This window comes from Mesorhizobium sp. WSM4844 (assembly GCF_055811775.1).
The window spans coordinates 1-22,534 of sequence record NZ_JBVVQB010000019.1; the positions used below are offsets into that span (position 1 = coordinate 1).

24 protein-coding genes are annotated in these 22,534 nt (G+C 63.1%); 15 read left to right on the top strand and 9 right to left on the bottom strand.

Annotated elements, in window-relative coordinates; translation table 11 throughout:
* Positions 1–64: 64 nt before the first annotated feature.
* On the bottom strand, positions 65–1,198 hold the full coding sequence (locus tag AC0L2A_RS16820; protein WP_473609726.1) for an IS481 family transposase: 1,134 nt from the start codon (positions 1,196–1,198) through the stop codon (positions 65–67).
* 632 nt (positions 1,199–1,830) lie between these two features.
* Here AC0L2A_RS16820 and AC0L2A_RS16825 point away from each other — a divergent pair.
* The gene (locus AC0L2A_RS16825) at positions 1,831–2,217 is read left to right on the top strand and encodes a DUF2794 domain-containing protein (RefSeq protein WP_023803338.1); all 387 of its coding nucleotides are present in this window, start codon (positions 1,831–1,833) and stop codon (positions 2,215–2,217) included.
* Here AC0L2A_RS16825 and AC0L2A_RS16830 read toward each other — a convergent pair whose 3' ends face one another.
* The 4 genes from AC0L2A_RS16830 to AC0L2A_RS16845 all read right to left on the bottom strand — a co-directional run bounded on the left by AC0L2A_RS16830 (position 2,218) and on the right by AC0L2A_RS16845 (position 7,188).
* Positions 2,218–2,790, bottom strand: coding sequence for a GNAT family N-acetyltransferase (locus AC0L2A_RS16830; RefSeq protein WP_473609727.1), 573 nt, complete (start codon positions 2,788–2,790; stop codon positions 2,218–2,220).
* A gap of 117 nt (positions 2,791–2,907) precedes the next feature.
* Positions 2,908–3,687 carry a Bax inhibitor-1/YccA family protein gene (locus tag AC0L2A_RS16835; protein WP_287137798.1) on the bottom strand — a complete coding sequence of 260 codons (780 nt, stop codon included), beginning with the start codon at positions 3,685–3,687 and terminating at the stop codon, positions 2,908–2,910.
* A 241-nt stretch (positions 3,688–3,928) separates the two neighbouring features.
* Positions 3,929–6,478: an ABC transporter permease gene (locus AC0L2A_RS16840; RefSeq protein WP_473609729.1), complete on the bottom strand. Its 2,550-nt coding sequence runs from the start codon at positions 6,476–6,478 to the stop codon at positions 3,929–3,931.
* Positions 6,478–7,188 carry an ABC transporter ATP-binding protein gene (locus tag AC0L2A_RS16845; RefSeq protein ID WP_473609730.1) on the bottom strand — a complete coding sequence of 237 codons (711 nt, stop codon included), beginning with the start codon at positions 7,186–7,188 and terminating at the stop codon, positions 6,478–6,480. The genes AC0L2A_RS16840 and AC0L2A_RS16845 overlap by 1 nt, the downstream gene beginning before the upstream one ends.
* Positions 7,189–7,273: 85 nt before the next feature.
* Between AC0L2A_RS16845 and AC0L2A_RS16850 the strand changes: the two genes are divergently transcribed.
* Both AC0L2A_RS16850 and thpR read left to right on the top strand, forming a co-directional pair.
* Positions 7,274–7,918, top strand: a complete 645-nt coding sequence (locus tag AC0L2A_RS16850; protein ID WP_473609732.1) for an arylesterase — start codon at positions 7,274–7,276, stop codon at positions 7,916–7,918.
* A 139-nt stretch (positions 7,919–8,057) separates the two neighbouring features.
* Positions 8,058–8,654, top strand: a complete 597-nt coding sequence (gene thpR, locus AC0L2A_RS16855) for an RNA 2',3'-cyclic phosphodiesterase (protein ID WP_027153691.1) — start codon at positions 8,058–8,060, stop codon at positions 8,652–8,654.
* Here thpR and AC0L2A_RS16860 read toward each other — a convergent pair.
* Positions 8,558–9,076 carry a low molecular weight protein-tyrosine-phosphatase gene (locus tag AC0L2A_RS16860; protein ID WP_036262501.1) on the bottom strand — a complete coding sequence of 173 codons (519 nt, stop codon included), beginning with the start codon at positions 9,074–9,076 and terminating at the stop codon, positions 8,558–8,560. The two genes, thpR and AC0L2A_RS16860, sit on opposite strands and share 97 nt — an antisense overlap.
* A 52-nt stretch (positions 9,077–9,128) precedes the next feature.
* On the opposite strand from AC0L2A_RS16860, the gene AC0L2A_RS16865 reads away from it, so the two are divergent.
* The 6 genes from AC0L2A_RS16865 to AC0L2A_RS16890 all read left to right on the top strand — a co-directional run bounded on the left by AC0L2A_RS16865 (position 9,129) and on the right by AC0L2A_RS16890 (position 13,079).
* On the top strand, positions 9,129–9,449 hold the full coding sequence (locus AC0L2A_RS16865; RefSeq protein ID WP_473609733.1) for a 4a-hydroxytetrahydrobiopterin dehydratase: 321 nt from the start codon (positions 9,129–9,131) through the stop codon (positions 9,447–9,449).
* Positions 9,450–9,565: 116 nt separating this feature from the next.
* Positions 9,566–9,928, top strand: coding sequence for a YkvA family protein (locus tag AC0L2A_RS16870; RefSeq protein ID WP_023803329.1), 363 nt, complete (start codon positions 9,566–9,568; stop codon positions 9,926–9,928).
* Positions 9,929–10,162: 234 nt separating this feature from the next.
* Complete coding sequence (locus tag AC0L2A_RS16875; RefSeq protein ID WP_473609734.1) at positions 10,163–10,666, top strand: invasion associated locus B family protein; 504 nt, start codon at positions 10,163–10,165, stop codon at positions 10,664–10,666.
* Positions 10,667–10,936: 270 nt separating this feature from the next.
* Positions 10,937–12,172, top strand: coding sequence for a dual-specificity RNA methyltransferase RlmN (rlmN, locus tag AC0L2A_RS16880; RefSeq protein WP_473609736.1), 1,236 nt, complete (start codon positions 10,937–10,939; stop codon positions 12,170–12,172).
* Entirely contained in the window at positions 12,169–12,630 is a 462-nt protein-coding gene (locus AC0L2A_RS16885; RefSeq protein WP_473609737.1) for a hypothetical protein, read from the top strand. The genes rlmN and AC0L2A_RS16885 overlap by 4 nt, the downstream gene beginning before the upstream one ends.
* Complete coding sequence (locus AC0L2A_RS16890; protein ID WP_473609739.1) at positions 12,627–13,079, top strand: hypothetical protein; 453 nt, start codon at positions 12,627–12,629, stop codon at positions 13,077–13,079. The genes AC0L2A_RS16885 and AC0L2A_RS16890 overlap by 4 nt, the downstream gene beginning before the upstream one ends.
* A gap of 55 nt (positions 13,080–13,134) precedes the next feature.
* Here the strand turns inward: AC0L2A_RS16890 and AC0L2A_RS16895 are convergent, their stop codons facing one another.
* Positions 13,135–13,776 (bottom strand): LysE family translocator, encoded by a 642-nt coding sequence (locus AC0L2A_RS16895; RefSeq protein WP_473609740.1) that lies wholly within the window; start codon positions 13,774–13,776, stop codon positions 13,135–13,137.
* A 427-nt stretch (positions 13,777–14,203) separates the two neighbouring features.
* Here AC0L2A_RS16895 and AC0L2A_RS16900 point away from each other — a divergent pair, with 427 nt between their 5' ends.
* The 4 genes from AC0L2A_RS16900 (at position 14,204) to leuB (ending at position 17,750) form a co-directional block, all read left to right on the top strand.
* Positions 14,204–15,427 (top strand): argininosuccinate synthase, encoded by a 1,224-nt coding sequence (locus AC0L2A_RS16900; RefSeq protein WP_473609741.1) that lies wholly within the window; start codon positions 14,204–14,206, stop codon positions 15,425–15,427.
* Between the two features lie 151 nt (positions 15,428–15,578).
* Positions 15,579–15,887 (top strand): hypothetical protein, encoded by a 309-nt coding sequence (locus AC0L2A_RS16905; protein ID WP_473609742.1) that lies wholly within the window; start codon positions 15,579–15,581, stop codon positions 15,885–15,887.
* A 150-nt stretch (positions 15,888–16,037) separates the two neighbouring features.
* Entirely contained in the window at positions 16,038–16,415 is a 378-nt protein-coding gene (locus tag AC0L2A_RS16910) for a RidA family protein (protein ID WP_473513217.1), read from the top strand.
* Between the two features lie 231 nt (positions 16,416–16,646).
* Positions 16,647–17,750, top strand: a complete 1,104-nt coding sequence (gene leuB, locus AC0L2A_RS16915) for a 3-isopropylmalate dehydrogenase (RefSeq protein WP_091592151.1) — start codon at positions 16,647–16,649, stop codon at positions 17,748–17,750.
* A gap of 60 nt (positions 17,751–17,810) precedes the next feature.
* Here the strand turns inward: leuB and AC0L2A_RS16920 are convergent, their stop codons facing one another.
* Both AC0L2A_RS16920 and AC0L2A_RS16925 read right to left on the bottom strand, forming a co-directional pair.
* Positions 17,811–18,494 (bottom strand): DUF805 domain-containing protein, encoded by a 684-nt coding sequence (locus tag AC0L2A_RS16920; protein WP_473609744.1) that lies wholly within the window; start codon positions 18,492–18,494, stop codon positions 17,811–17,813.
* Between the two features lie 378 nt (positions 18,495–18,872).
* A complete protein-coding gene (locus AC0L2A_RS16925; protein ID WP_473609745.1) occupies positions 18,873–20,729 on the bottom strand; it encodes a DEAD/DEAH box helicase in 1,857 nt (618 codons plus the stop codon).
* A 198-nt stretch (positions 20,730–20,927) separates the two neighbouring features.
* Here AC0L2A_RS16925 and AC0L2A_RS16930 point away from each other — a divergent pair, with 198 nt between their 5' ends.
* Together AC0L2A_RS16930 and AC0L2A_RS16935 are read left to right on the top strand one after the other, a co-directional pair.
* Positions 20,928–21,077, top strand: coding sequence for a hypothetical protein (locus AC0L2A_RS16930; RefSeq protein WP_473609746.1), 150 nt, complete (start codon positions 20,928–20,930; stop codon positions 21,075–21,077).
* A gap of 106 nt (positions 21,078–21,183) precedes the next feature.
* The gene (locus AC0L2A_RS16935) at positions 21,184–22,218 is read left to right on the top strand and encodes an aspartate-semialdehyde dehydrogenase (RefSeq protein ID WP_091592145.1); all 1,035 of its coding nucleotides are present in this window, start codon (positions 21,184–21,186) and stop codon (positions 22,216–22,218) included.
* The last annotated feature ends 316 nt before the right edge of the window (positions 22,219–22,534 follow it).

A 22,534-nucleotide genomic window follows, 5' to 3' on the forward strand; every position in this document is an offset into this window, starting at 1 on the left:
AGGGTGTTTGGACCGGAGACATCGCGAACAGGTGTGCGAGGACATCGCGAACAGTTTTGCCATCCTATCGAGCAAGGGCATTGAGGTCGATGGTTTCTATTTTCTGATGTCTGAACCAGGCGTCGAAGACGCCGTCGGCAGCGGTTGGACGAAAGGCGACGGACTTTCCGGCGAAGGCCCTGCACAGGCGCACGCTGTGGCCGAGAATGGAGACGAAGCCATGCTGCTGAACGCGGCGGATGAGATCGTCCTTGGCATAGTCGAACGGCTCGACGACGGTTTCGCGATACTGGCGCTGCGAGACGCGGTAGCGGTCGAGCGGCACGGCGCCGCCAAGCGCGTCGTGCGGACGCTCGGTGTTGTAGATGTGATGCCAGCGATCGAAGGCGTCCTGGGCCTTGGGGAGATCGGCAAAGGGCGGTCCCTGCAGCGCTTCGGCTTTGAGCGAGCGATGGAAGCGCTCGTCCTTGCCGAGCGTCTGCGGGTGGCAAGGCCTGGAATGGCTGACGGCGACGCCGGCCTCGATCAGCCAGACGGTGAGCAGCGTGAAATTGTTGCGGCCGCCGTCGCCCCAGGGCGGGCCGTTGTCGGTAGCGATACGCCACGGCAGGCCGTAGCGGCGGAAGGCGGCGATCAGCCGGGTCTTCACGGTTGCTGTGGTCTGGTCGGCGCAGGCCGACAGCGCGATCGAGAAGCGCGAATTGTCGTCGAGCACGGTGAGCGGATGCAGCCGACCGCCACGCAAAGCGACGTGGCCCTTGAAGTCCATCTGCCACAGATCGTTGGGAGCTTCGTGCTCGAAGCGGATGAAGGGCTGAGCCCCGCCGCCCAGCACGCCCAGCTCGATGCCGTTGCGGCGCAGAATGCCGGTCACCGTCGAGGCCGCGGGCGTGCCGATGCCGTCGCGGGCGATGACGCGCGCGATCTTGCGTCCACCCCAAGCCGGATGCGCCGCACGCACCGAAAGCGCAGCCGCTTCCACCTCCGGCGCGCACTGCGCCGGGCTCGATCGCGGCCGCCGCGACTGCTCGGCCAGTCCTGCCTCGCCCTCGCTCCGGTAGCGCAAAAGCAGCTTGTGGCCGCACGTCCGTCCGATGCCGAAGCGCCGACACAACGCGCTCACATTCGCCCCCTCCGCCGAGGCCAGCCTCACGAATTCCAACTTCTGCTTCATCGCGCTTGTGTCCTTGAACGGCATCCCGAACCCCCTCGCGCACAATGCGCAAAACTGTTCGCGATGTCCTCGCACACCTGTTCGCGATGTCTCCGGTCCAAACACCCTTGTGGGAGAAGGTGTCGCCGAAGGCGACGGATGAGGGGTGTTCCAGCTTGGCAATTGCTTGAAATCGCCGCCGCCTCATTCCTTCAGCACCCCTCGTCCGTCTCGGCGCTGCGGGCCGATCCACCTTCTCCCACAAGGGGAGAAGGGAAGGACGCACTCGGCCAATAAAATAAAAAACCGACGTCAGCTTGCTTCTGACGCCGGTCATTTAGGTTTTGGGATCGTCGCGCTCGATTTCTCCAAGGGAGAAACCGAGGTTGGTTCGATCCGACGCAGACCCGTGGGCGGGGGGCTTGGGGTTTACGAGCCAGTGCCGGACCGAACCGTCTCAGGCAACACCCGTAAATTCGTCGGAGATTGGGGCTTTAGCGCGGTTAAAAGAAGGCAGGATTGTGGCAAAGCATCACCAATTTCAACGGGCGTTTTTATAAACGTGACTGGACACCGCGGAAACGTTGCGCCGCCAGCCTTTCCCCAGCCGGGCTTGCAATTCCATGGCGAAAGCGCCAACTTTGATTAATGTAAGATTCATTCGAAGGGATCGAGGCATGACTGATCACGGCAGTGGGACGGAGGATGGGGACGCATCCGCAATACTGATCCCGCTGCATGAGGCAAGACGTGAACGCCTCGACCAGCCGGTGCGGTTCGACCGGCGTGAATTGGACCAGATCCTGAGGCTTTACGGGCGCATGGTCGCCGCCAATGAATGGCGCGACTACGCCATCGACCATCTTGCCGACCGCGCCGTCTTTTCCGTCTTCCGTCGCACCAGCGAGGTGCCGCTGTTCCAGATCGTCAAGGATCCGAAGCTGGCGCGCCGGCAAGGGGCTTTCGCCGTCATCGCCGCCGGCGGCCGCATCCTTAAGCGCGGCCAGGAGCTTGGCCGCGTGCTTGGCGTGTTCGACCGCACGCTGAAACTTGTCGAGGCCTAACTACTTGTTGTGCTTCCGGAATCTCTGCTCCGGCAGTGAGTTGGGATCGGGCGGAACCTGAGACCCGCCATTGATCGGCAGTTGCATGAACACCGTGTCGAGCCAGCGTCCGAGCTTGTAGCCGGAGGCTTCCAGACGGCCCGAATGGCGAAAGCCGAGCTTTTCATGCAGCCGGACCGAGGCACTGTCCGGCCGACCGTCGCCGATCACCGCGATGATCTGGCGGAAGCCCGCCGCCTCGGCCGCCGCGATCAGCCCTTGCATCAGCTTCAGCCCGATGCCATGGCCCTTGGCCTCGGGCGCGACATAGACAGAATCTTCGACGATGAACCGGTACGCAGGCCGTGCCCGGAAGGCGCCGGCATAGGCATAACCGAGCACGATGCCGGCTTTTTCCGCCACCAGATAGGGAAAGCCGCCCGCTATCAAACTGTCGAAGCGCTCGCCCATCTCGGCACGGCCAGGCGGCTCCAGTTCGTAGCTCGCCGTGCCGTGGATCACCGCATCGGCATAGATGGCGGTGATGCGGTCGAGATCGGCCGCTGTCGCGCCGCGTATCGTGATGCTGCTCATAATTTATGCAAGCCGTTCATCTGCCTTCTATAACAGCAAAGGCCGGCACAGAAGGAAAGGGCGGCCGTTGGGCCGCCCTTTCCAAATTCGCTGGTCCACAGACTCAAGGGACCGGTGTTAACGGCGATCGCCCATGAACTGCAGCAGGAACATGAACAGGTTGATGAAGTCGAGATAGAGCCTCAGAGCGCCCATGATAGCCTTGCGGCCGGCGACATCAGTCTCGTCGCCCTCGAAATACATCTCCTTGATGTTCTGCGTGTCGTAGGCGGTCAGCCCTGCGAAGATCAGCACGCCGATCGCCGAAACGGCGAAGGAAAGCGCCGATGACTGCAGGAAGATGTTGATCACACTTGCGATGATCAGACCGACCACGCCCATGATCAGGAACGAACCGAGCCCGGAAAGATCGCGCTTGGTCGTGTAGCCGTAGAGCGACAGTCCGCCAAAGGCGGCGGCGGTGGCGAAGAAGGTCTGCGAGATGCTGGCGGTCGTGTAGACCAGGAAGATCGACGACAGTGACAGGCCGACGAGGCCGGCATAGACCCAGAACGTCGTCTGCGCGGCGGAAACGCTCATCGACTGGACGCGAAACGACAGGAACAGCACCGCTGCCAGGGGGGCAAAGATCACCAGCCATTTCAGCGGCGAGCCGAAGATCGCGTAGCCAAAGGATGTCAGCATATCGCCGTTCGGCAGCGTAGCGACCGCCGAAGCCGGATCGGTGGTGGTGGCCAGCATGATCGTTCCGACCGCGGCGAGGCCGGTGATGAGGAGGCCAAGCCCCATCAGATTGTAGACCTTGATCATATAAGCGCGCAGGCCCTGGTCGATAGCAGCATCGACGCCGACGCCGGGCACGGCACGCGTCTGATAATTGCGAACGGGTTCAGCCATGGAAATCCTCATATTGCTTCTGCCCCGTCCGGTGTCCGGTCGATTTGGACCGAGGCGCCGCTGGCGGGGCTCCAGCATGCCTGCCGCGAAATATGATGGTTATTGGCGTCAAGAACAAGACCGTAACCGGGCGTAATGCTTCGTGAAGTAGCAAAAATCCGGATTTATCGGCCGTCCGAAGCCCAACATTAACAAGATTTAACCAAATCCCGGTCGCGTTGAGCTTGCCGACCCTTGCAGATCAGAGATTGCGCAGCACCGGCGCCGCCTTGTGGCCCAGCACCCGCCAGGTGCCGGCGAGGCCGATGCCGACCGTGACCAGCAAGGCAAAGACTATTGTGGCCACCGCCACATCGGGCATGAAATGCGACGGCAGCGTCATGACGCGCGCGACAACGAACCACGCCGCAATGCCGCCTGCCGCCAGCGCGAAGATCGCGGTGGCGAGGCCGATCAGCATGTATTCCAGCGAAAAGGCCGCGATCAGCGTCTTCCTGGTGGCGCCCAGCGTCTTCAGCACCACCGCATCGTGGATGCGGGCGCGGTTGCCGGCCGCCAACGCGCCGGCCAGCACCAGCACCGAGGCGATCAGCGCCACCCCGGCCGCGGCCCTGATCGCGGTGCCGAGTTGCGCCACCAGCCGGTTGACGATGTCGAGCGCGTCCTTGACCCTGACTGTCGTCACCGCGGGAAAGGCACGGGTGACGGCGTTGAGAAGACGGGCATCGTCGGCCGGCGACGCGCCCTTTTCGGTCAGCGTCGCCAGCCAGCTGTGCGGCGCGCCGGCAAATGTGCTGGGCGAGAACACCATGACGAAATTGATGCCCATCGTCTCCCACTCGACCTGGCGGAAATTGGCGATCTTCGCCGTCACGTTGCGGCCGAGCACGTTGACGGTGACGGTATCGCCGAGTTTCAGCCCGATCTCTTTGCCTTCCTCGGCCGAGAACGACACCAGCGGCTCGCCGGCATAGTTGTCCGGCCACCATGTGCCTTCGGTCAGCGTCGCATTCGCAGGAATTCTGGCCTCGTAGGTCAGCCCGCGATCGCCGCGCAGCACCCAGGCCCCTTCCGCCGGGACCTTGACCTTGTCGACGTCGACGCCATTCAACGCCATCACCCGGCCGCGCAGCATCGGCACCTTGACCAGCGTGCCTTGCGGCGCCTCCCTGCCGACCAGCTCCGAGAACGCATCGACATCGCTGCTCTGGATGTCGACGAAGAAGAAGTTCGGCGCCCGCTCCGGCAGGCTGCCGGAAATCTGCCGCCTGAGATTGCCGTCGATCAGCGCCAGCGTCACCAAAAGCGTCAGCCCCAGTCCCAGCGACAGCACCACCGACGGCGTCAAGGCGCCCGGCCGATGGATGTTGCCGATGGCGAGCCTGAGCACCGTCGAGCCAACGCGCGGGCTCCTTTTGGCGGCCCACTGCACCAGCGCGCCGACAAGGCGCAGCACCAAAAAAGCAAAAATGGTGGCGCCGACGAAGATCGAGGCGATGTAGCGGTCGCCGGAAAACAGAATGGCCAGCGCCGCCAGCAGCAGCGCGATGCCGAGCGCCGCCGCCGTGTAGAGCGGGCGCGGAAAACCGCGGCCCTCAAAACCCATTTCACGAAACAGCGCCGTCGCCGGCACGTCGCGCGCCCGGCCGAGCGGCAGCAAGGCGAAAGCCAGCGTCACCAGCAGCCCGAACAGCGCCGCCATGCCGAGCGCGCCGGGATAGAATCCGCCTTCCGCCGGCACCGGAATGATCGACTGGAGCGCCGCGCTCGCCGCGAACGGCATCAGCGCGCCAAGCACGACGCCGAGCATGATGCCAAGCACGGCGATCATCAGGATCTGCACCAGGTAGACGGCAAAGACGAAACCGCCCGAAGCTCCCAGGCTCTTGAAGGTGGCAATGACGCCGCGCTTGCCGTCGAGATAGGCGCGCACCGCATTGGCCACGCCGACGCCGCCGACCACCAGCGCCGTCAGCCCGACCAGCGTCAGGAACTGCGAAAACCGTTCGATATTGGCGGACAACGCCGGTGCTGCATTGCTGCGCGTGCGGATCGACCAGCCGGACTCGGGAAACTCCTCCGCCGCCTGATCCTGAATAGCTTTTATCCGCGCCTCGCCGGTGCCGCCGGGCAGGCGGACCTTGTAGGCGTTCTCGACCAGGCTGCCGGGCTGGATCAAACCGGAAGCGGCAAGCCCGTCGGTCGAGATCATCAGCCGCGGCGCAAAGCCGAAGCCGTCGGATACCGCGTCCGGCTCGTTGACGAGCCGGGCGCGCAGTTCGAAGGTGGCGCTGCCCAGCTTCAGCCGGTCGCCGATCCGAAGGTTCAGCCGCTCGAACAAAAGGTCGGGTGCGGCGGCGCCGAAAACACCGGATTTCTCGCCGAACAATTCCTGCTTCGACAGCACCGGCTCGATCTGCAGCGCACCATAGAGCGGATAGGCGCCGTCGACCGCCTTGGCCTCGACCAGCGCCTGGTCGGAGCCGTCCTCGAGCCGCGCCATCGAGCGCATGTTGGCGCTGTGCGAGACCGTGCCCAGCCCGTCAAGAAAGATGTGCTCGGCCTGCGTCGCGGCGCGCTGATTGAGCTGAAAACGAAGATCGCCGCCGAGCAGCGACTGGCCTTCGTTGGCGACACCGGCGGTAATCGCCCGGGCCACCGAATTGACACCGCCGATCGCCGCGACGCCAAGCGCGATGCAGGCAAGGAAGATCAGGAAGCCGGACAGCCCGCCGCGCATCTCGCGCAGCGAGAAGCGGAAGGCGAGCTTCAGCGTGCGCGACAGCGGCATCAGGCCGGCACCTTGCCAGGCTTTGGAACTGATTCTGGCGCATCCTCGATCCGGCCCGACCGCATCGACACCTGCCGGGAGCAGCGTGCGGCGAGCGCCGGATCATGGGTGACCAGCACCAGCGTCATGCCGCGCTCGGCCGCTTTGGCGAACAGGAGATCAGCGACCTGCCGTCCCGTTGCCTGGTCCAGGTTGCCGGTTGGCTCGTCGGCGATCAGGATGCGCGGCGAAGGCGCCAGCGCCCGGGCGATCGCCACACGCTGCTGTTCGCCGCCGGACAATTCGCCGGGATAGTGAGTGACGCGGTCGCTCAAGCCCACCGCCTCGAGCTCCCGCGCCGCCACCCCGAACGGATTGGCATGCCCTGCTAGTTCCAGCGGCACTGCGACATTTTCGAGCGCTGTCATGTTGGGGATGAGGTGGAAGGACTGGAAGACGATGCCAATGTTTCGCCCGCGAAACGATGCGATCTGATCTTCGCTCTTGCCGTTCAGCAATTCGCCGGCAATCCGTACCGTACCCGAATCGACCCTTTCCAAACCGGCCAAAACCATCAGCAGCGTCGACTTTCCCGAGCCCGACGGACCGACAATGCCGGTCGCCTCGCCACTTGCTACGTCGAGGCTGACGCCTTTCAGGACATGGACGGAAGACGCTCCTTCGCCGAGCGTCAGCGATACGTTTTTCAGCGCGATGACGGCTTCTGTCAAAATAAAATCGTCCTATATGGGAAAGGGAGGGCAGAATTCCGCCTACCGCCAGTATAATGTTCTCGGTCATATGGGGCCCTGCCGCATGGCTTTCAAACACCGACTTGCCGCAGCCTTCGTCCTTTTCCTCGGAATTTGCGGCGCCATTTCTTCGGCGCGCGCCGAGCCGTTCACGATCGTCGGTTTCGGCGACAGCCTGATGGCAGGCTTTGGCCTCGGACCGGACGAAGGCTTCACCCGAAAACTTGAGGCAGCACTCCGCGCCAAGGGCCACGATGTGACCGTCGCCAATGCCGGCGTCTCCGGCGATACGTCGAGTGGCGGCCTGTCGCGGCTCGACTGGTCGGTGCCGGACGGCACGCAGCTTGTCATTCTCGAACTCGGTGCCAACGACATGCTGCGCGGCGTTTCTCCCGATATCACCCAAAAAAATCTCGACGCCATGCTGGCGAAGCTGAAGCAGCGCAACATCGCCGTGCTGCTGGCCGGCATGCGCGCCGCCCCCAATCTCGGCGCCGACTACCAGAACGGCTTTGAGGCGATCTTCCCGAAACTGGCGGAAAAACACGGCGTCACGCTTTATCCATTCTTTCTCGACGGCGTCGCCGGCGAACCAGCTATGCAGCTTGAGGACGGCCTGCACCCGAATGCCAAGGGCGTCGACCGCATGGTCGAGCGCATACTGCCGGATGTCGAGAAAGCCATTGCCGTGGTTAAGGGCAACTCTTGAAGGGACCGGATTTCGATGATGCCACGCATTCCCCGCACGATTTGATTTTAGGCCAGGTGCAACCAACAAACCGCTTGCCCCGCTCGATTTTCGATGATTCGCTAGGGGCAGAGTTCGATTCGAGGACAGGAGGCTTGCCATGCCGCGTCTTTTCACCGCCCTCGAAATACCGCGTGATGCCGCCCTTTCGCTGTCCCTGCTCCGGGGCGGCCTGCCCGGAGCCCGTTGGATCGACGTCGAGAACTACCATATGACGCTGCGCTTCATTGGCGATGTCGAGGGCCATGTCGCCGACGAGATCGCCAACGCGCTCGACCGTGTCCACCGCCCATCCTTCGCGCTGACACTGTCCGGCGTCGGCGCCTTCGGCCAGAAAAAACCGCACGCGGTGTGGGCCGGCGTCTCCTTCTCGCCCGATCTTGCGGCGCTGCAAGCCGAGATCGAGCGCATCTGCCAGCGCCTCGGCATCCCCGCCGACCCGCGCAAATTCATGCCGCATGTGACGCTGGCCAGGTTGCGCAATTCGAGCCCGCTCGACGTCGCCCAGTATCTTTCGGCGCGCGGCAATTTTTCGACGCTGCCCTTCCGTGTCGGCCGCTTCGTCCTGATGTCGTCGCGCGATTCGGTCGGCGGCGGACCCTACATCGTCGAGGAGGCCTGGCCGCTGTCGGGCGCCGACAGCCGTGCCTCGAGCCGCGTCGCCAGCGCCTCCGACGCTTCGCGGATCATGCGGTAGACCGAGGCAAACGCCTCCGGCCCCTGATGATAGGGGTCCGGCACGTCGCCCACCTTTCCCTCGGCGAACTGAAGGAACAGATGGACACGGTCGCGCATGGCGGCAGGCACCAGCGCTTTAAGATCCCGGAGATTCGATCGGTCCATGGCGAGAATGAGGTCGAAACGCGAAAAATCGTCCGGCGCCAGCTTGCGCGCCGTCTGTCCGGAAATATCGACGCCGTGCCGCTTGGCGATCGAGATCGAGCGCGGGTCGGGTGCCGAACCGGCTTCCCAGTCGCTGGTCCCGGCCGAATCGAGCAGGATATCCCGATCGAGGCCGCGCTCCGCCAGGACGGCGCGCAACACGCCCTCCGCCAGTGGCGAGCGGCAGATATTGCCGAGACAGACAAAGAGAATGGATTTTATCGGCTTGGCGCTCATCGATCCGGCACTATGCTGAAGACTGCAAATCCAGATAGCACGGGAAGCGACCATGGCGAGAGAGAAACTGAGCAGTGAGGCGGTCGCCGAGGCGCTGGCCGGGCTCGACGGCTGGTTGCTGGACGAGGATGGCGGCTCGATCGCGCGCAGCTTCACCTTCAGCGATTTTTCCGAAGCCTTCGCCTTCATGACCCGCGTCGCCCTGGCGGCGGAGAAGATCGACCATCACCCCGACTGGTCGAACGTCTACAACACGGTGAACGTGACGCTGAACACCCATGATGCCGGCGGCCTGACCGCGCTCGACTTCGAACTGGCCAGGACGATGGACCGCTATTTCGGTCAGGTCGTTGGAGATCTGTCGACGCCTTAGTCCCGATTTTCAGGCCTGGGAGCGGCCGAACTCTTGTAGTGGGCTGGCGCTTTCACCACATTTTCCGCTGGCAGGCACGCGTGGAACGCCATGCGCAGCCTCGTTAGGAGAGACTGATGGCGCAAAAATCAGGTTTTGATTTCTTCGGCTTTGGCGGCAAGCCGGGCGACGAGAGCGAAGTGCGCGAGAAATTCTGGCGCACGGCCAAGCGGGCTGCCCGGCAGATCCCGTTCATGGAGGAACTGGTCGCCGCCTACTACTGCGCCATGGACAAGAACACGCCGCTGCGCGCCAAGGGCATCCTGGTGGCGGCGCTCGGCTATTTCGTGCTGCCGGCTGACGTCATCCCCGACTTCGTCCTCGGACTGGGCTTTACCGACGACATCGCCGTGCTGACCGCCGCGATCACCACCGTCAAAGCCCACATCACATCAGCGCATCGGCTCGCCGCCAAACAGGCGATTGCCGACAACGGCTGAGCCGGCGATAAGGCAGAAAAGTCAAACTCTTGCCGCTTTCGTGGCATCCAAGTCGCGAAAGGGACGTTGCAACTGCCGCTTTCGAGCGACGGGCGCAAGGATGGCGGCGGTTTCCTGGGGTGGATGTCCTTTTCCTGAGGGAACTTCACCGTTTGGTAACCCAGATTAAATCAAAATGAAGCGACGGGCAGGACGCCGAGCCGGCCTGCCTCCGCACCATATATGGGAAAAGCGATGCGCGGATTGATTGCTACAATTTTGAGCCTGGCACTGGTGGCCATGACAGCGCCGGCTCTGGCGCAGTCGGCAACCAAGATCGGCCAGCACAATGCCTGGGGCACCTACAGCTACCAGGCGTCGGGCGGCAAGGTTTGCTATGTGTTGACCGTGCCGACCGACAAGCAGCCGCCGACGCTTGACCATGGCGACATGTTCTTCTTCGTCAGCCAGCGGCCGGGACAGCAAGTGTCTTACGAGCCGCAATTCATCGCCGGCTACAATTTCCAGGAAAACTCCAAGGCCACCGTCACCATCGACGGCAAGAGCTTTTCGATGTTCACCCGCGGCAAGTCGGCCTGGGTCGAAAACGCCGCCGAGGAGCCGGTGCTGATCGCCGCGATGAAAACCGGCAGCGACATGAAGGTGCAGGCGAAGTCCGGCCGCGGCAACACCACCACCTATGTCTTTTCGCTGAAAGGCATTTCGGCGGCGCTGTCGTCCATCGCCAGGTGCAAATAGCCAATAATTAGGTGCGGTCCCTTCTCCCCTTGTGGGAGAAGGTGTCGCCGAAGGCGACGGATGAGGGGTGTTCCAGGGAGCGACAACGCCTCATTCCTTCCAGCACCCCTCATCCGTCTCGGCGCTGCGCGCCGATCCACCTTCTCCCACAACAAGGGGAGAAGGAAACCACCGCCACCCATGACTCCGCCGTCAAGCTGTGCTATGCGCCGCGCTTCATTTCGGGCACGATGCTGTAATCGGCCGTAAATCGCTTATATTGGCGCAACAATGACCCTCTCATTCGACCTTACCACTGAAGGCGCCCGTGACGCGTTGCGCGCCCGCGCCGCGCCGACGGAAAAACCGTCGCTGATCGGCCTGACCCGCGCCGAGCTTGGCGCTGCGCTCGTTGCATCAGGCATCGTGCCGGAGCGCCAGGCCAGGATGCGCGCCCAGCAGCTCTGGCACTGGATGTATGTGCGCGGCGTCTCCGACTTTGCCGGTATGTTCAACATCTCCAAGGATCTGCGCGCCGAGCTCGACAAGCATTTTACCGTCGCCAGGCCCGAGATCGTCGAGGAGCAGATTTCCTCCGACGGCACGCGCAAATGGCTGTTTCGCTTTCCGCCGCGCGGCGCCGGCCGGCCGGTCGAGATCGAGACCGTCTACATTCCCGAAGAAGGCCGCGGCACGCTCTGCATCTCCTCACAGGTCGGTTGCACGCTGACCTGCTCCTTTTGCCACACCGGCACGCAGAAGCTGGTGCGCAACCTGACCGCGGAGGAAATCCTCGCCCAGCTTCTGACCGCCCGCGACCGGCTCGGCGATTTCCCCGACCGCGACACGCCCGATGGCGCCGTCGTTCCGGCCGAGGGCCGGAAAGTGTCCAACATCGTCATGATGGGCATGGGCGAGCCGCTCTACAATTTCGAGGCGGTGAAGAAGGCGCTGCTGATCGCGTCTGACGGCGACGGGCTTTCCCTGTCGAAGAGACGCATCACGCTGTCGACCTCCGGCGTCGTGCCGGAGATCTTCCGCACCGGCGACGAGATCGGTGTCATGCTGGCGATCTCGCTGCACGCCACCAATGACGATCTGCGCGACCTTTTGGTGCCGATCAACAAAAAATATCCCTTGAAAGAGCTGATCGCCGCCTGCCGCGCCTATCCCGGCCTGTCGAACGCCCGCCGCATCACCTTCGAATATGTGATGCTGAAGGACGTCAACGATTCGATCGAGGACGCCAAGGGACTGATCAAGCTGCTCAAAGGCATTCCGGCCAAGATCAATCTGATCCCGTTCAATCCGTGGCCGGGCACCAACTACCAGTGCTCGGACTGGGAGACGATCGAGAAATTCGCCGACTACATCAACAATGCCGGCTATGCCTCGCCGATCCGCACGCCGCGCGGCCGCGATATCCTCGCCGCCTGCGGCCAGCTCAAGTCGGAATCCGAGCGCATGCGCAAGGTCGATCGGCTCGCGCTGGAAGCAATGATGATCGCGGGGCACGGCGAGGCGTGAATCGCGATCTGCCTTGGGGCCGCATCGCTTTTGCATTTTTTGGCTATCTTGCCGCCGTTCTGATCGCAGTCACCGTTGCCGTCTTTGCAATTCTGGCCCCGACTGCCCTGCCGGATAACGGCGCCTGGGGGTCCTTCTACGCTAACAAAAGCAATATTGAAGTTCTCTACATCTTGGGCCTTTACGTCACTTTTCCGACAGCGTTGCCCGGTTTTCTGATGACGCTGTTTGTTGCGCGTCTGGGACGCTGGGTCGGATGGTTGCCATTCGCTTGCGCTGGCACGCTTAATGCCGTTCTTGCATTGGCGATCTTCAGGGTTCCGCTGCATATGCCACTGTTGGGAACGCCTCTTATGATATTGCTGCCCTGCCTGCCGGGCGGGTTCGCTGGCGGCATCGCCTATTGGGCGGTGGTCAGACGGTCTCTTCCCAGCAATGAAGAGTTCTTTTGGTCATGAACCGCCTTGTCCTCTACCTCATTCGCTTCGCCGTCATCCTGATTGGCTATGCCGTCGCCGCACTGGCGGCCAGTGCCTTCCTCAACATCACGTTCCTGGCCTCTCTTGGGCTGATGACGGACGAGACGGAGCCGGCAGCGCAGGCCTCGCTGTGGTTTTCCGTTCCGTTCGTTGCGCTGTTCGTCGCCTATTTCGCCTTTATGCCGGCAGCGGTGGCGATTCTCGTCTCGGAAATCCTGGGACGGCGCGACTGGCTGTTTTATGCGCTGGCGGGCGCAGTGGTCGCGGCGGTCTTCCTCGGCTTCGCTCACCAGAACGCCGACGCCAATTTCGAGATCACCGACCCGCGCGTCGTCGCTGCCGTGATCGGCAGCGGCATGATCGGCGGCATTTTCTACTGGCTGAGCGCCGGGCGTTCGGCCGGAAGCTGGCGGCAGATCGGACCATGATCCCGAAAAGTGGAGGCCGGTTTTCGGAAACGATCATGGTCAAGCAAGAATAGGTCTACTTCGCCTGGGCGGTCAGGATCTTGAGCGCGAAGGCCGAAAACACCCCGGCGAACAGATAGTCGACGACGCGCGTTACCCGCGGGCTTGCTTTCATCGCGCTCGAGAACTTTTCTGCCGCAAAGACCATCGGCGCTGTTACCGGGATCGACAAAACGACGAACATCGCGCCGAGGAAGAACAGTTTTCCGGGCGCGTTCGGATCATGGGCCGAGACGAACTGCGGCAGGAAGGTCATGAAGAACAGGATGATCTTCGGGTTGAGCAGATTGACGCCGAGCCCTGCCGCCCACGCACGGAACAGTGAAATCTCCGGCCCGCTCTTCTTCTCGGGCGAAAACGCCGATCCCTTGGTGATCGCTTGCCACGCCAGGAAGACGAGATAGGCAGCGCCGAAGATCTTCAGGACAAAAAAGGCCGCTGGCGAGGCGACGATCAACGCCGAGATGCCGACCACCACAAGCGTGGTGTGGATCAGCGTGCCGAACAGCGCGCCGGCCATCGAGGCAAAGCCGATGGCGCGGCCATGGCTCAGCGTGCGCGACACGAACAGCGTCATGTCGGGGCCTGGCGTGATCGCCAGGATCACGGTGGCGATGGCGAACTGGATCAGCGTGGTGGTGTCGGGAATGAAGGACATCTGCGGGCCCCTGGATAAAGAAAGCGAAGCCTATAGCGCAGGTGCCAAGCCCGCGCCAGCTTCTCGCAAGCACGGCGTCTGGTATAGCGAGACTCCGACAAACAATCGCGCCCAACTCGGGAAGCCAATCGTCAAATGTCGGCGCCGCCCCTCATTGCCCTGCCGGGCATTTCTCCCCGTATAGTGACGGGGAGAAAGGGGCTGGCCGCAGCCTCAGCGCCGTTCTTGCAGCGTTAGAGTTTGGCGAAACCGATGAAGCCGCCTCCTCTCCCGGTCACTATACGGGGAGAGCATGCCGGCAGGCAGGTGAGGGGCGGTGCAAACGCCAGGAAGGAACGATTGCCCTCCGGAACACTGTTCGTCCCTTGCGCAAGGCGGAAACGCCGTGATACCTCGCCCGCAAAGAACCCTGTCGTGGAATAGCCAAATGTCAAAAGCAAAAGCCGTCAACAAGGTCGTGCTCGCCTATTCCGGCGGCCTTGACACCTCCATCATCCTGAAATGGCTGCAGACAGAGCTTGGCGCCGAGGTGGTCACCTTCACCGCCGATCTCGGCCAGGGCGACGAGTTGGAACCGGCGCGGCGCAAGGCCGAGATGATGGGCATCAAGGATATCCGCATCGTCGACGTGCGCGAGGAGTTCGTCTCCGACTTCGTCTTCCCGATGTTCCGCGCCAATGCCGTCTATGAAGGCACCTATTTGCTCGGCACCTCGATCGCCCGCCCGCTGATTGCGAAACACCTGGTCGAGATCGCAAGGGAGACCGGCGCCGATGCCGTTGCTCATGGTTCTACCGGCAAGGGCAACGACCAGGTCCGCTACGAGCTTTCGGCCTATGCGCTCAATCCCGACATCAAGGTCATCGCGCCATGGCGCGACTGGTCGTTCAAGTCGCGCACCGACCTGATCAACTTCGCCGAGCAGCACCAGATCCCGGTGCCGAAAGACAAGAAGGGCGATGCGCCGTTTTCGGTCGACGCCAACCTTCTGCATTCGTCCTCCGAAGGCAAGGTGCTGGAGGACCCGTGGAGCGAGCCGCCGGAATTCGTCCACCAGCGCACCATCTCGCCGATGGACGCGCCGGACAAGGTCACCGAGATCGAAATCGAATTCCTGAAGGGCGATCCGATCGCGCTCGACGGCAAGAAACTATCGCCGGCGACGATGCTGGCGGCGCTCAACGATCTCGGCCGCGACAACGGCATCGGCCGGCTCGACCTTGTCGAGAACCGTTTCGTTGGCATGAAATCGCGCGGCGTCTACGAGACCCCCGGCGGCACCATCCTGATATCAGCCCACCGGGCGATCGAATCGATCACGCTCGACCGTGGCGCCGCCCACCTCAAGGACGAGTTCATGCCGCGCTACGCCGAGCTGATCTACAACGGCTTCTGGTTCGCGCCCGAACGCCTGATGCTGCAGGCGATGATCGACAAGAGCCAGGAAGATGTCGAAGGCACGGTGCGGCTGAAACTCTACAAGGGCAACGTCATCGTCACCGGCCGCAAGTCGAAGAAGACGCTCTATTCCGACGCGCTGGTCACCTTCGAGGACGATCGCGGCGCCTACGACCAGAAGGACGCCGAAGGTTTTATCCGCCTCAACGCGCTGAGGCTGAGGACGCTGGCGGCGCGCAGTCGAAAGAGCTAACCAGAATAGGACATGTAGAACCCGGTGAAAGCCGGGTTCCTTATTTGTATCCCCTAATATACCGACATCAAAAGACTAGACCAGACGCTTTCTCGCTTGACCTCTCGGCGATCTTGTCCAACTGCTTTCGCAATGGGCAGGGGAATTTGCTATGAGATTGGGGTTTTTGATTTTGCCGGCGATGGTCGGCGCGCTGGCAGGTTGCCAGACTGGGCAGGACACCGCGAAGAAGAATCCCGAGGCTGGGTACAACCGCTGCATCGCCGCTGTCGCTGTATGGAGCATTACGCTCAAACATGAGACCTCCGCCTTCATGGGTGTGTCCCAGGAACGCATGCCAAGCCTCTTCTGTCAGCGCCTGCGCGATGCGGTGCTCAGTGGCCGAATTACCGCGTCCGACATCAACAGCCTCCAGCTTAATCAACCGACCGAGATTTGGAAGGTCATTAAGGGGAAGTGACGGGTCAGGCGCTGGCTACGCGCATTGCGCTCGATGTCTCTACCGTCGTTTCACATCAAAGGTTTTTTGCCCCGTCGATCCGCCCTGCCTGGCCTATGGCGGGAAGGCACTTCTTCGGCTCAACCTTCCTAAGGAAAATGCGAGGGAACCATGCGAAAACTGATCTCCACCGGCTCGCCCTTCGAGAAGGCCGCCGGTTATTCACGCGCCGTGGTACAGGGCGACTGGTGTTTCGTCTCCGGAACGACCGGCTACGACTATGCGACCATGACAATGCCGGAGACGGTCGAGGCGCAGACGCGCAATTGCCTGGCGACGATTGCCAAGGCGTTGCAGGACGGCGGTTTTGAGATGGCCGATGTGGTGCGGGCGCATTACTACATCACCGACGCGGCTTTCGTCGACATCGTCTTTCCGCTCCTGGGCGAGGTGTTTGGCGACATCAGGCCGGCGGCAACGATGATCGTCTGTCAGCTCAACAAGCCGGAAATGAAGATCGAGATCGAAGTGACGGCACTGAAGCGCTGAGTTCGATGGCGGCGCAGGAGCTTGCGCGACCTTGTCGAGGCACGTTCATCGACAAGGATGCTCTGAACCAAACGCTTGCGCGTGAGCCTCTTGGCGTTTAGCAAGGCCGCGGCTCACGACAGCGCCGCGCATCCTTTAGACGCGCAAAGGACGCTGTAGAATTTTGTTTCTGCGCATGATGCTTTGCGAAATCGATTCCGATTTCATGCGCCACAATTAGGACGGTTCCGGATGGCTTCGAAAAATCTTCTCCTGCTCGCCGGCGACGGCATCGGCCCCGAGGCGATGGCCGAAGTGAAGAAGCTGATCGCCGCCATGAACGACAAGCTCGACAGCGGTTTTGTCACCGATGAGGGGCTGGTCGGCGGCTGCGCCTATGACGCGCATGGCGCGGCGATTTCCGATGCCGACATGGCCAAGGCGATGGCCGCCGACGCGGTGCTGTTCGGCGCCGTCGGCGGGCCGAAATGGGATGCGGTGCCTTATGAGGTGCGCCCGGAAGCCGGACTGCTGCGGCTGCGCAAGGACATGGAGCTGTTCGCCAATCTCAGGCCGGCCATCTGCTATCCGGCGCTGGCGGCATCCTCCTCGCTCAAGCAGGAGGTGGTCGAAGGGCTCGACATTCTGATCGTTCGCGAGCTCACCGGCGGCGTCTATTTCGGCGAGCCGAAGCAGATCATCGATCTCGGCAACGGCCAGAAGCGCGGCATCGACACCCAGGTCTACGACACGTTCGAGATCGAGCGCATCTCGGGCGTCGCCTTCGAATTGGCGCGGACTCGCAAGAACCATGTGACCTCGATGGAAAAGCGCAATGTGATGAAATCCGGCGTTTTGTGGAACGAGGTCGTCAGCCAGACCCACAAGGCCAGATACGCCGACGTCAAGCTCGACCACATGCTGGCCGATGCCGGCGGCATGCAGCTGGTGCGCTGGCCGAAACAATTCGACGTCATCGTCACCGACAACCTGTTCGGCGACATGCTGTCCGACATCGCCGCCATGCTGACCGGCTCGATCGGCATGCTGCCCTCGGCGTCGCTCGGCGCGCCGGATGCCAAGACGAAAAAGCGCAAGGCGCTCTACGAGCCGGTGCACGGTTCGGCGCCGGACATTGCGGGCAAGGGCATCGCCAACCCGATCGCCATGATCGCCTCCTTCGCCATGTGCATGCGCTATTCCTTCGGCATGGTGGCCGAGGCCGACCGCCTGGAAAGCGCCATCGCCGCCGTGCTCGACCAGGGCTTGCGCACCAGGGATATTCTTTCCCCTGGCATGACCGAGGTCGGCACCGCTGAGATGGGCGACGCGATCATCGCCAGGTTCCTGGGCTAAGCCTGCTGGCGATCGACGTCCGCCCGGCTTCCAGCCCCTCAAAATCGCTGTGTCGAGCTGCTAGGCCCTGACCCCCGCCGGCACCGGGCCCCACTGATTTTCACGGGCCTGCGTCGGGATCAGCGCGAAGACCAGGATGATCAGCCAGCCGATGGTCGGGATGAGCACCGCCAGAAAAAGCCAGCCGGTCAGGCCGATGTCGTGCAGGCGACGCACGTTCAGTCCGATCCAAGGCGGGATTGTCGCCAGCACAAACGCGCCGCAAAGACCGACCGTCGCTGCCGGCAATTCGTCAAGATCGCCCATCGCGTCGTCGATGAAAAGGCCGACGCCGACGACCACGATCAGCGCGATCGCCCAGAACAGGCAATAGCCCCAATATTCCTTGCGGCGGGCACGGCCGGCGAAATTGAAGTAATTTTCAGTCAGGCCCCGCCGGAAGTAGCTCCAAAGGTCGGTGGCGGGAGCATTTTCAGCGAAACGGCCGAAATGTTGCGGCGCCACGGGCGCATTGCCGGCCTGAGACGGGGCCACGGTTGCGTCCGTCGGACTGGCAGCCTGGACACGGATCGAAAAAACCTCGCGTGCCCGTCCGCCAGCCGGCTGGAACTCGATGGCCGTGCCCCCGCCTATCGTCGCCTCTCGGCGCAGATCCTCGCGCGCGAACGTGTAGCGGTTGCCGTCGGCCCCGGAGATGAAACCAAAACCCTGGTCCTCGTCATAGTGAAGCACTTCGCCGCGCATGTCCTGCCCCTCGTCCCGCTGGCCAGACTGTTCAAAGTTGCGGCAGACCGCAAGGGGTGCGTGCGCGGGAGCATCGCTCCAGACAAAAGATAGCGCGCCACTCGTGTTGGAGACGACCAATCGTCGAAGTCTGCGCCGCCCCTCATCGCCCTGCCGGGCACTCCCCGTATAGTGACGGGGAGAAGGACGCTGTCATCGCCGGTTTCGCCAATCGCGGGCGTCGCGGAAAGAACGCCGAGGCTGCGGCCAGCGGGCTTCTCCCCGTTTACGGGGAGAAGGTGCCGGCAGGCGGATGAGGGGCGGCGCAGACCTGAATCGATTGCCTTGGCGAGGGCCAGCCCTTGCAGGCCATGACTAGCCAACGATGCCAGCAAATCGCTAAGCCGGCCCCTTCTTCGCTTTCTTGCTCTTGGCGGGTCCGGCCTTGTCGAATTTCGGCTTGCCTGCCTTCCCGGCCCAGGGTTTTGCCTCGAATGCGGCGGGGCGCTGATCGGCTGACGGTGCGCGCTTCTCGAATTTGGGCGCGTTCTGGTCGAACGTCCGCTTGCCGCGGTGCGGCTTCTTGTCCGGCCGTGGCTCCTGATAGCCGGCCCGCGACAGGTCGGGCGTGCCGTCCAGCCGCTTCACCGCGATGTTGTTCTGCAGCTTGCGGTCCGGGCCGATCGCCTGGAGGAACCGATCGGCCCAATCCGCCGCGATCTGCACGAAAGTTTCCTCCGGCTGCATCTTGATGGCGCCGATCTCGCGCTTGGAGATGCCGCCGGTCCGGCACAGCATCGGGATCAGCCAGCGCGGCTCGGCGTTCTGCCTGCGTCCCACCGACAGCGAGAACCAGACGCTGTCGCCGAAATCGTCGCGGCGGCTTGGCGCCTCGTCGCGACGGGCAGATCTGTCGCCACAGGGCCTGTCGCCCGATGGCGTGAACGGAGCGACGTCTAGGAGATCCTCGGGCGCCGAGCGGCTGGAGCGGCACAGGCGCACGAAGGCGGCGGCCACCTGATCGGGGCCGTGCTGCTCAAGAAGCGCATTGATGAAGCCGCGTTCATCATCCGTCACAGGCTCGCTGAAAACCGGGTCGGCGAGGATGCGCTCGTCGTCGCGGCGCAGGACGTCGTCGGCCGAAGGCGGGCTTGCCCAGGTCGCCGCAAGGCCAGCGCTTTGCAGCAGCCGTTCGGTGCGCCTGCGGGCATTGTTGGGCACGATCAGCGCGCTAACACCCTTACGTCCCGCCCGCCCCGTCCGCCCGCTTCGGTGCAGAAGCGTCTCCGGATTGGTCGGCAGGTCGGCGTGGATCACCAGTTCGAGGTTGGGCAGGTCGATGCCGCGCGCCGCCACGTCGGTGGCGATGCAGACTTTTGCGCGGCCGTCGCGCATCGCCTGCAGCGCGTGGCCGCGCTCGTTCTGGCTCAGCTCGCCCGAAAGCGCGACGACGGAAAAGTTGCGGTTGTTGAAGCGCGCGGTCAGGTGATTGACGGCGGCGCGCGTGTTGCAGAACACCAGTGCGTTCTTCGCCTCGTAATAGCGCAGCACGTTGATGATGGCATTTTCCCGGTCGGCCTGGGCCACGCTCAGTGCCCGGTATTCAATGTCGAGATGCTGCTTCTCCTCGCCGGCTGCCGAGATGCGCACCGCATCGCGCTGGTAGCCCTTGGCCAGCGTGGCGATGGAGCGCGGCACGGTGGCCGAAAACATCAAGGTGCGGCGCTCGGCCGGCGCGGCGTCGAGGATGAATTCCAGATCCTCGCGAAAGCCGAGGTCGAGCATCTCGTCGGCCTCGTCGAGCACCACTGCCTTCAGCTCGGACATGTCGAGCGAATTGCGGGTGATGTGGTCGCGCAGCCGGCCGGGCGTGCCGACAACGATATGGGCGCCGCGCTCCAGCGTGCGGCGCTCGGTGCGCATGTCCATGCCGCCGACGCAGGACGCGATCGCAGCGCCAGTCAGGTCGTAGAGCCATTCGAGCTCGCGCGTCACCTGCAAAGCGAGCTCCCGCGTCGGTGCCACGGCCAGCGCCAGCGGTGCTGCGGCATGGGAAAAGCGCTCGGCGCCGTCGAGAAGGGTCGGCGCCAGAGCCAGCCCGAAGGCGACGGTCTTGCCGGAGCCGGTCTGGGCGGAAACCAGCGCATCGGCCTGTCCGAGCTCGAGTACCGCCTTCTGCACCGGCGTCAGCTCGACATAGCCGCGTTTTTCCAGCGCCTTTGCCAGCGCGGGGACAAGTGCTTCGAAATTGGACATTTCACTCTTTCGGAATTCGGATTCTTTTATGCCCGGCAATGGGTCATCCGTCGGCGAGCGCCAGGAGCGCCACGAGCCAAACGATCCAATCGTTCGTACTTCGCGCCGCCGCCATTGTACAGGGCAAGCGCCTCGCCGCGTCGCGATTGACTCTTTACGCAAACCGCGTAAAAGCCGGCACCGAATGGGGTAGTTTCGATGCGCGGCCTTTTGATGGCGCTTCTTGCCTTCGACGTTCCCGGCCGCATTGCGAACCATTGGGCCGGGCGTCTCGGCGCGTCTGTTCGTTCCAGCAAAATCACGTTCTTGGCCAAAAAAACCGGTAAAACGACCACTAAAACGGTCTGATTCCCTTGGCCTAACCACCCTCTCCCGGGTCCGGCCCGGGGGTTGAAACCCGCATCGGCCGGCGGGTTTTCTCCAAAAAACCGAGCGGAGAGGACAGGAGATTTCGATGAGTTTCAAGGTTGCAATCGTCGGCGCCACGGGCAATGTGGGTCGGGAAATGCTCAACATACTGGAAGAGCGCGGCTTTCCGGTGAGCGAGGTGGTGGCGCTGGCCTCGCGGCGCAGCCAGGGCACGGAAGTGTCGTTCGGCGATCGCACGCTGAAGGTCAGGGCGCTCGACCAATATGATTTTTCCGATACCGACATCTGCATCATGTCGGCCGGCGGCAACGTTTCGAAGGAATGGTCGCCGAAGATCGGCAAGCAGGGCTGTGTCGTCATCGATAATTCGTCGGCCTTCCGCTATGACCAGGACGTGCCGCTGATCGTGCCGGAAGTGAATCCGGACGCGATTTCGCTGTTCACGCGCAAGAACATCATCGCCAACCCGAACTGCTCGACGGCGCAACTGGTCGTGGCGCTGAAGCCGCTGCATGACCTCGCCACCATCAAGCGTGTCGTCGTCGCCACCTATCAATCGGTGTCCGGCGCCGGCAAGGAAGGCATGGACGAACTGTTCACGCAGACCCGCGCGGTGTTCGTCGCCGATCAGGTCGACGTCAAGAAGTTCACCAAGCGCATCGCCTTCAACGTCATCCCGCACATCGACGTCTTCCTCGACGACGGCTTCACCAAGGAAGAATGGAAGATGGTCGCCGAGACCAAGAAAATGCTCGACCCCAAAATCAAGCTGACGGCGACCTGCGTGCGCGTGCCGGTGTTCATCGGCCATTCGGAAGCGGTCAACATCGAGTTCGAAAAGCCGATCACCGCCGAGGAAGCGCGTGAGATCCTGCGCGAAGCGCCGGGCTGCCAGGTTCTCGACAAGCGCGAGGACGGCGGCTACATCACGCCGCTGGACTCGGCCGGCGAGGACGCGACCTTCATCTCGCGCATCCGCGAGGATTCGACCGTCGACAACGGCCTGTCGATGTGGATCGTCTCCGACAATCTGCGCAAGGGCGCGGCACTCAACGCGGTGCAGATCGCCGAATTGCTGATCGAGCGCGGGCTGATCCAACCGAAGAAGAAGGCGGCGTAACTTCTCGCTCACGGGCCGTATCGCCGCTGCCGCGGCGGGCCCTCCGCGGGGCGCCGGACGACCGGCGGCCCGCAGTCGCGGGCTCGGCCTTCGGCCGGTTAGCTCCCTTCTCCCCCGTTCACGGGGGTGAGAAGCGGACGGAAAGCCAATTGCTTGGCTTTCCGAACGACGAACGCCCGTGGCGACAGCGAAGGGCCGGGGGCCCCGGCAGGCGGATGGGGGGCGGCACCGACGTCTCAGGTAGGACGCATCGGGCCGGCATCACCTGGCCTGCCCTGCCCTCAAACCGGCAAGACGACATCGCTATGTCGCTGGC

What these genes read in the sequence shown, in the direction of transcription:
- AC0L2A_RS16835 (WP_287137798.1), bottom strand. Translation starts at nt 3,687, where the DNA reads ATGGCTGAACCCGTTCGCAATTATCAGACGCGTGCCGTGCCCGGCGTC.
- AC0L2A_RS16890 (WP_473609739.1), top strand. Translation starts at nt 12,627, where the DNA reads ATGAACCGCCTTGTCCTCTACCTCATTCGCTTCGCCGTCATCCTGATT.
- AC0L2A_RS16905 (WP_473609742.1), top strand. Translation starts at nt 15,579, where the DNA reads ATGAGATTGGGGTTTTTGATTTTGCCGGCGATGGTCGGCGCGCTGGCA.
- AC0L2A_RS16935 (WP_091592145.1), top strand. Translation starts at nt 21,184, where the DNA reads ATGAGTTTCAAGGTTGCAATCGTCGGCGCCACGGGCAATGTGGGTCGG.
- AC0L2A_RS16860 (WP_036262501.1), bottom strand. Translation starts at nt 9,076, where the DNA reads ATGAGCGCCAAGCCGATAAAATCCATTCTCTTTGTCTGTCTCGGCAAT.
- AC0L2A_RS16895 (WP_473609740.1), bottom strand. Translation starts at nt 13,776, where the DNA reads ATGTCCTTCATTCCCGACACCACCACGCTGATCCAGTTCGCCATCGCC.
- AC0L2A_RS16925 (WP_473609745.1), bottom strand. Translation starts at nt 20,729, where the DNA reads ATGTCCAATTTCGAAGCACTTGTCCCCGCGCTGGCAAAGGCGCTGGAA.
- AC0L2A_RS16910 (WP_473513217.1), top strand. Translation starts at nt 16,038, where the DNA reads ATGCGAAAACTGATCTCCACCGGCTCGCCCTTCGAGAAGGCCGCCGGT.
- AC0L2A_RS16920 (WP_473609744.1), bottom strand. Translation starts at nt 18,494, where the DNA reads ATGCGCGGCGAAGTGCTTCACTATGACGAGGACCAGGGTTTTGGTTTC.
- AC0L2A_RS16830 (WP_473609727.1), bottom strand. Translation starts at nt 2,790, where the DNA reads ATGAGCAGCATCACGATACGCGGCGCGACAGCGGCCGATCTCGACCGC.
- thpR (WP_027153691.1), top strand. Translation starts at nt 8,058, where the DNA reads ATGCCGCGTCTTTTCACCGCCCTCGAAATACCGCGTGATGCCGCCCTT.
- leuB (WP_091592151.1), top strand. Translation starts at nt 16,647, where the DNA reads ATGGCTTCGAAAAATCTTCTCCTGCTCGCCGGCGACGGCATCGGCCCC.
- AC0L2A_RS16865 (WP_473609733.1), top strand. Translation starts at nt 9,129, where the DNA reads ATGGCGAGAGAGAAACTGAGCAGTGAGGCGGTCGCCGAGGCGCTGGCC.
- AC0L2A_RS16850 (WP_473609732.1), top strand. Translation starts at nt 7,274, where the DNA reads ATGGCTTTCAAACACCGACTTGCCGCAGCCTTCGTCCTTTTCCTCGGA.
- AC0L2A_RS16900 (WP_473609741.1), top strand. Translation starts at nt 14,204, where the DNA reads ATGTCAAAAGCAAAAGCCGTCAACAAGGTCGTGCTCGCCTATTCCGGC.
- rlmN (WP_473609736.1), top strand. Translation starts at nt 10,937, where the DNA reads ATGACCCTCTCATTCGACCTTACCACTGAAGGCGCCCGTGACGCGTTG.
- AC0L2A_RS16825 (WP_023803338.1), top strand. Translation starts at nt 1,831, where the DNA reads ATGACTGATCACGGCAGTGGGACGGAGGATGGGGACGCATCCGCAATA.
- AC0L2A_RS16840 (WP_473609729.1), bottom strand. Translation starts at nt 6,478, where the DNA reads ATGCCGCTGTCGCGCACGCTGAAGCTCGCCTTCCGCTTCTCGCTGCGC.
- AC0L2A_RS16870 (WP_023803329.1), top strand. Translation starts at nt 9,566, where the DNA reads ATGGCGCAAAAATCAGGTTTTGATTTCTTCGGCTTTGGCGGCAAGCCG.
- AC0L2A_RS16930 (WP_473609746.1), top strand. Translation starts at nt 20,928, where the DNA reads ATGCGCGGCCTTTTGATGGCGCTTCTTGCCTTCGACGTTCCCGGCCGC.
- AC0L2A_RS16875 (WP_473609734.1), top strand. Translation starts at nt 10,163, where the DNA reads ATGCGCGGATTGATTGCTACAATTTTGAGCCTGGCACTGGTGGCCATG.
- AC0L2A_RS16820 (WP_473609726.1), bottom strand. Translation starts at nt 1,198, where the DNA reads ATGCCGTTCAAGGACACAAGCGCGATGAAGCAGAAGTTGGAATTCGTG.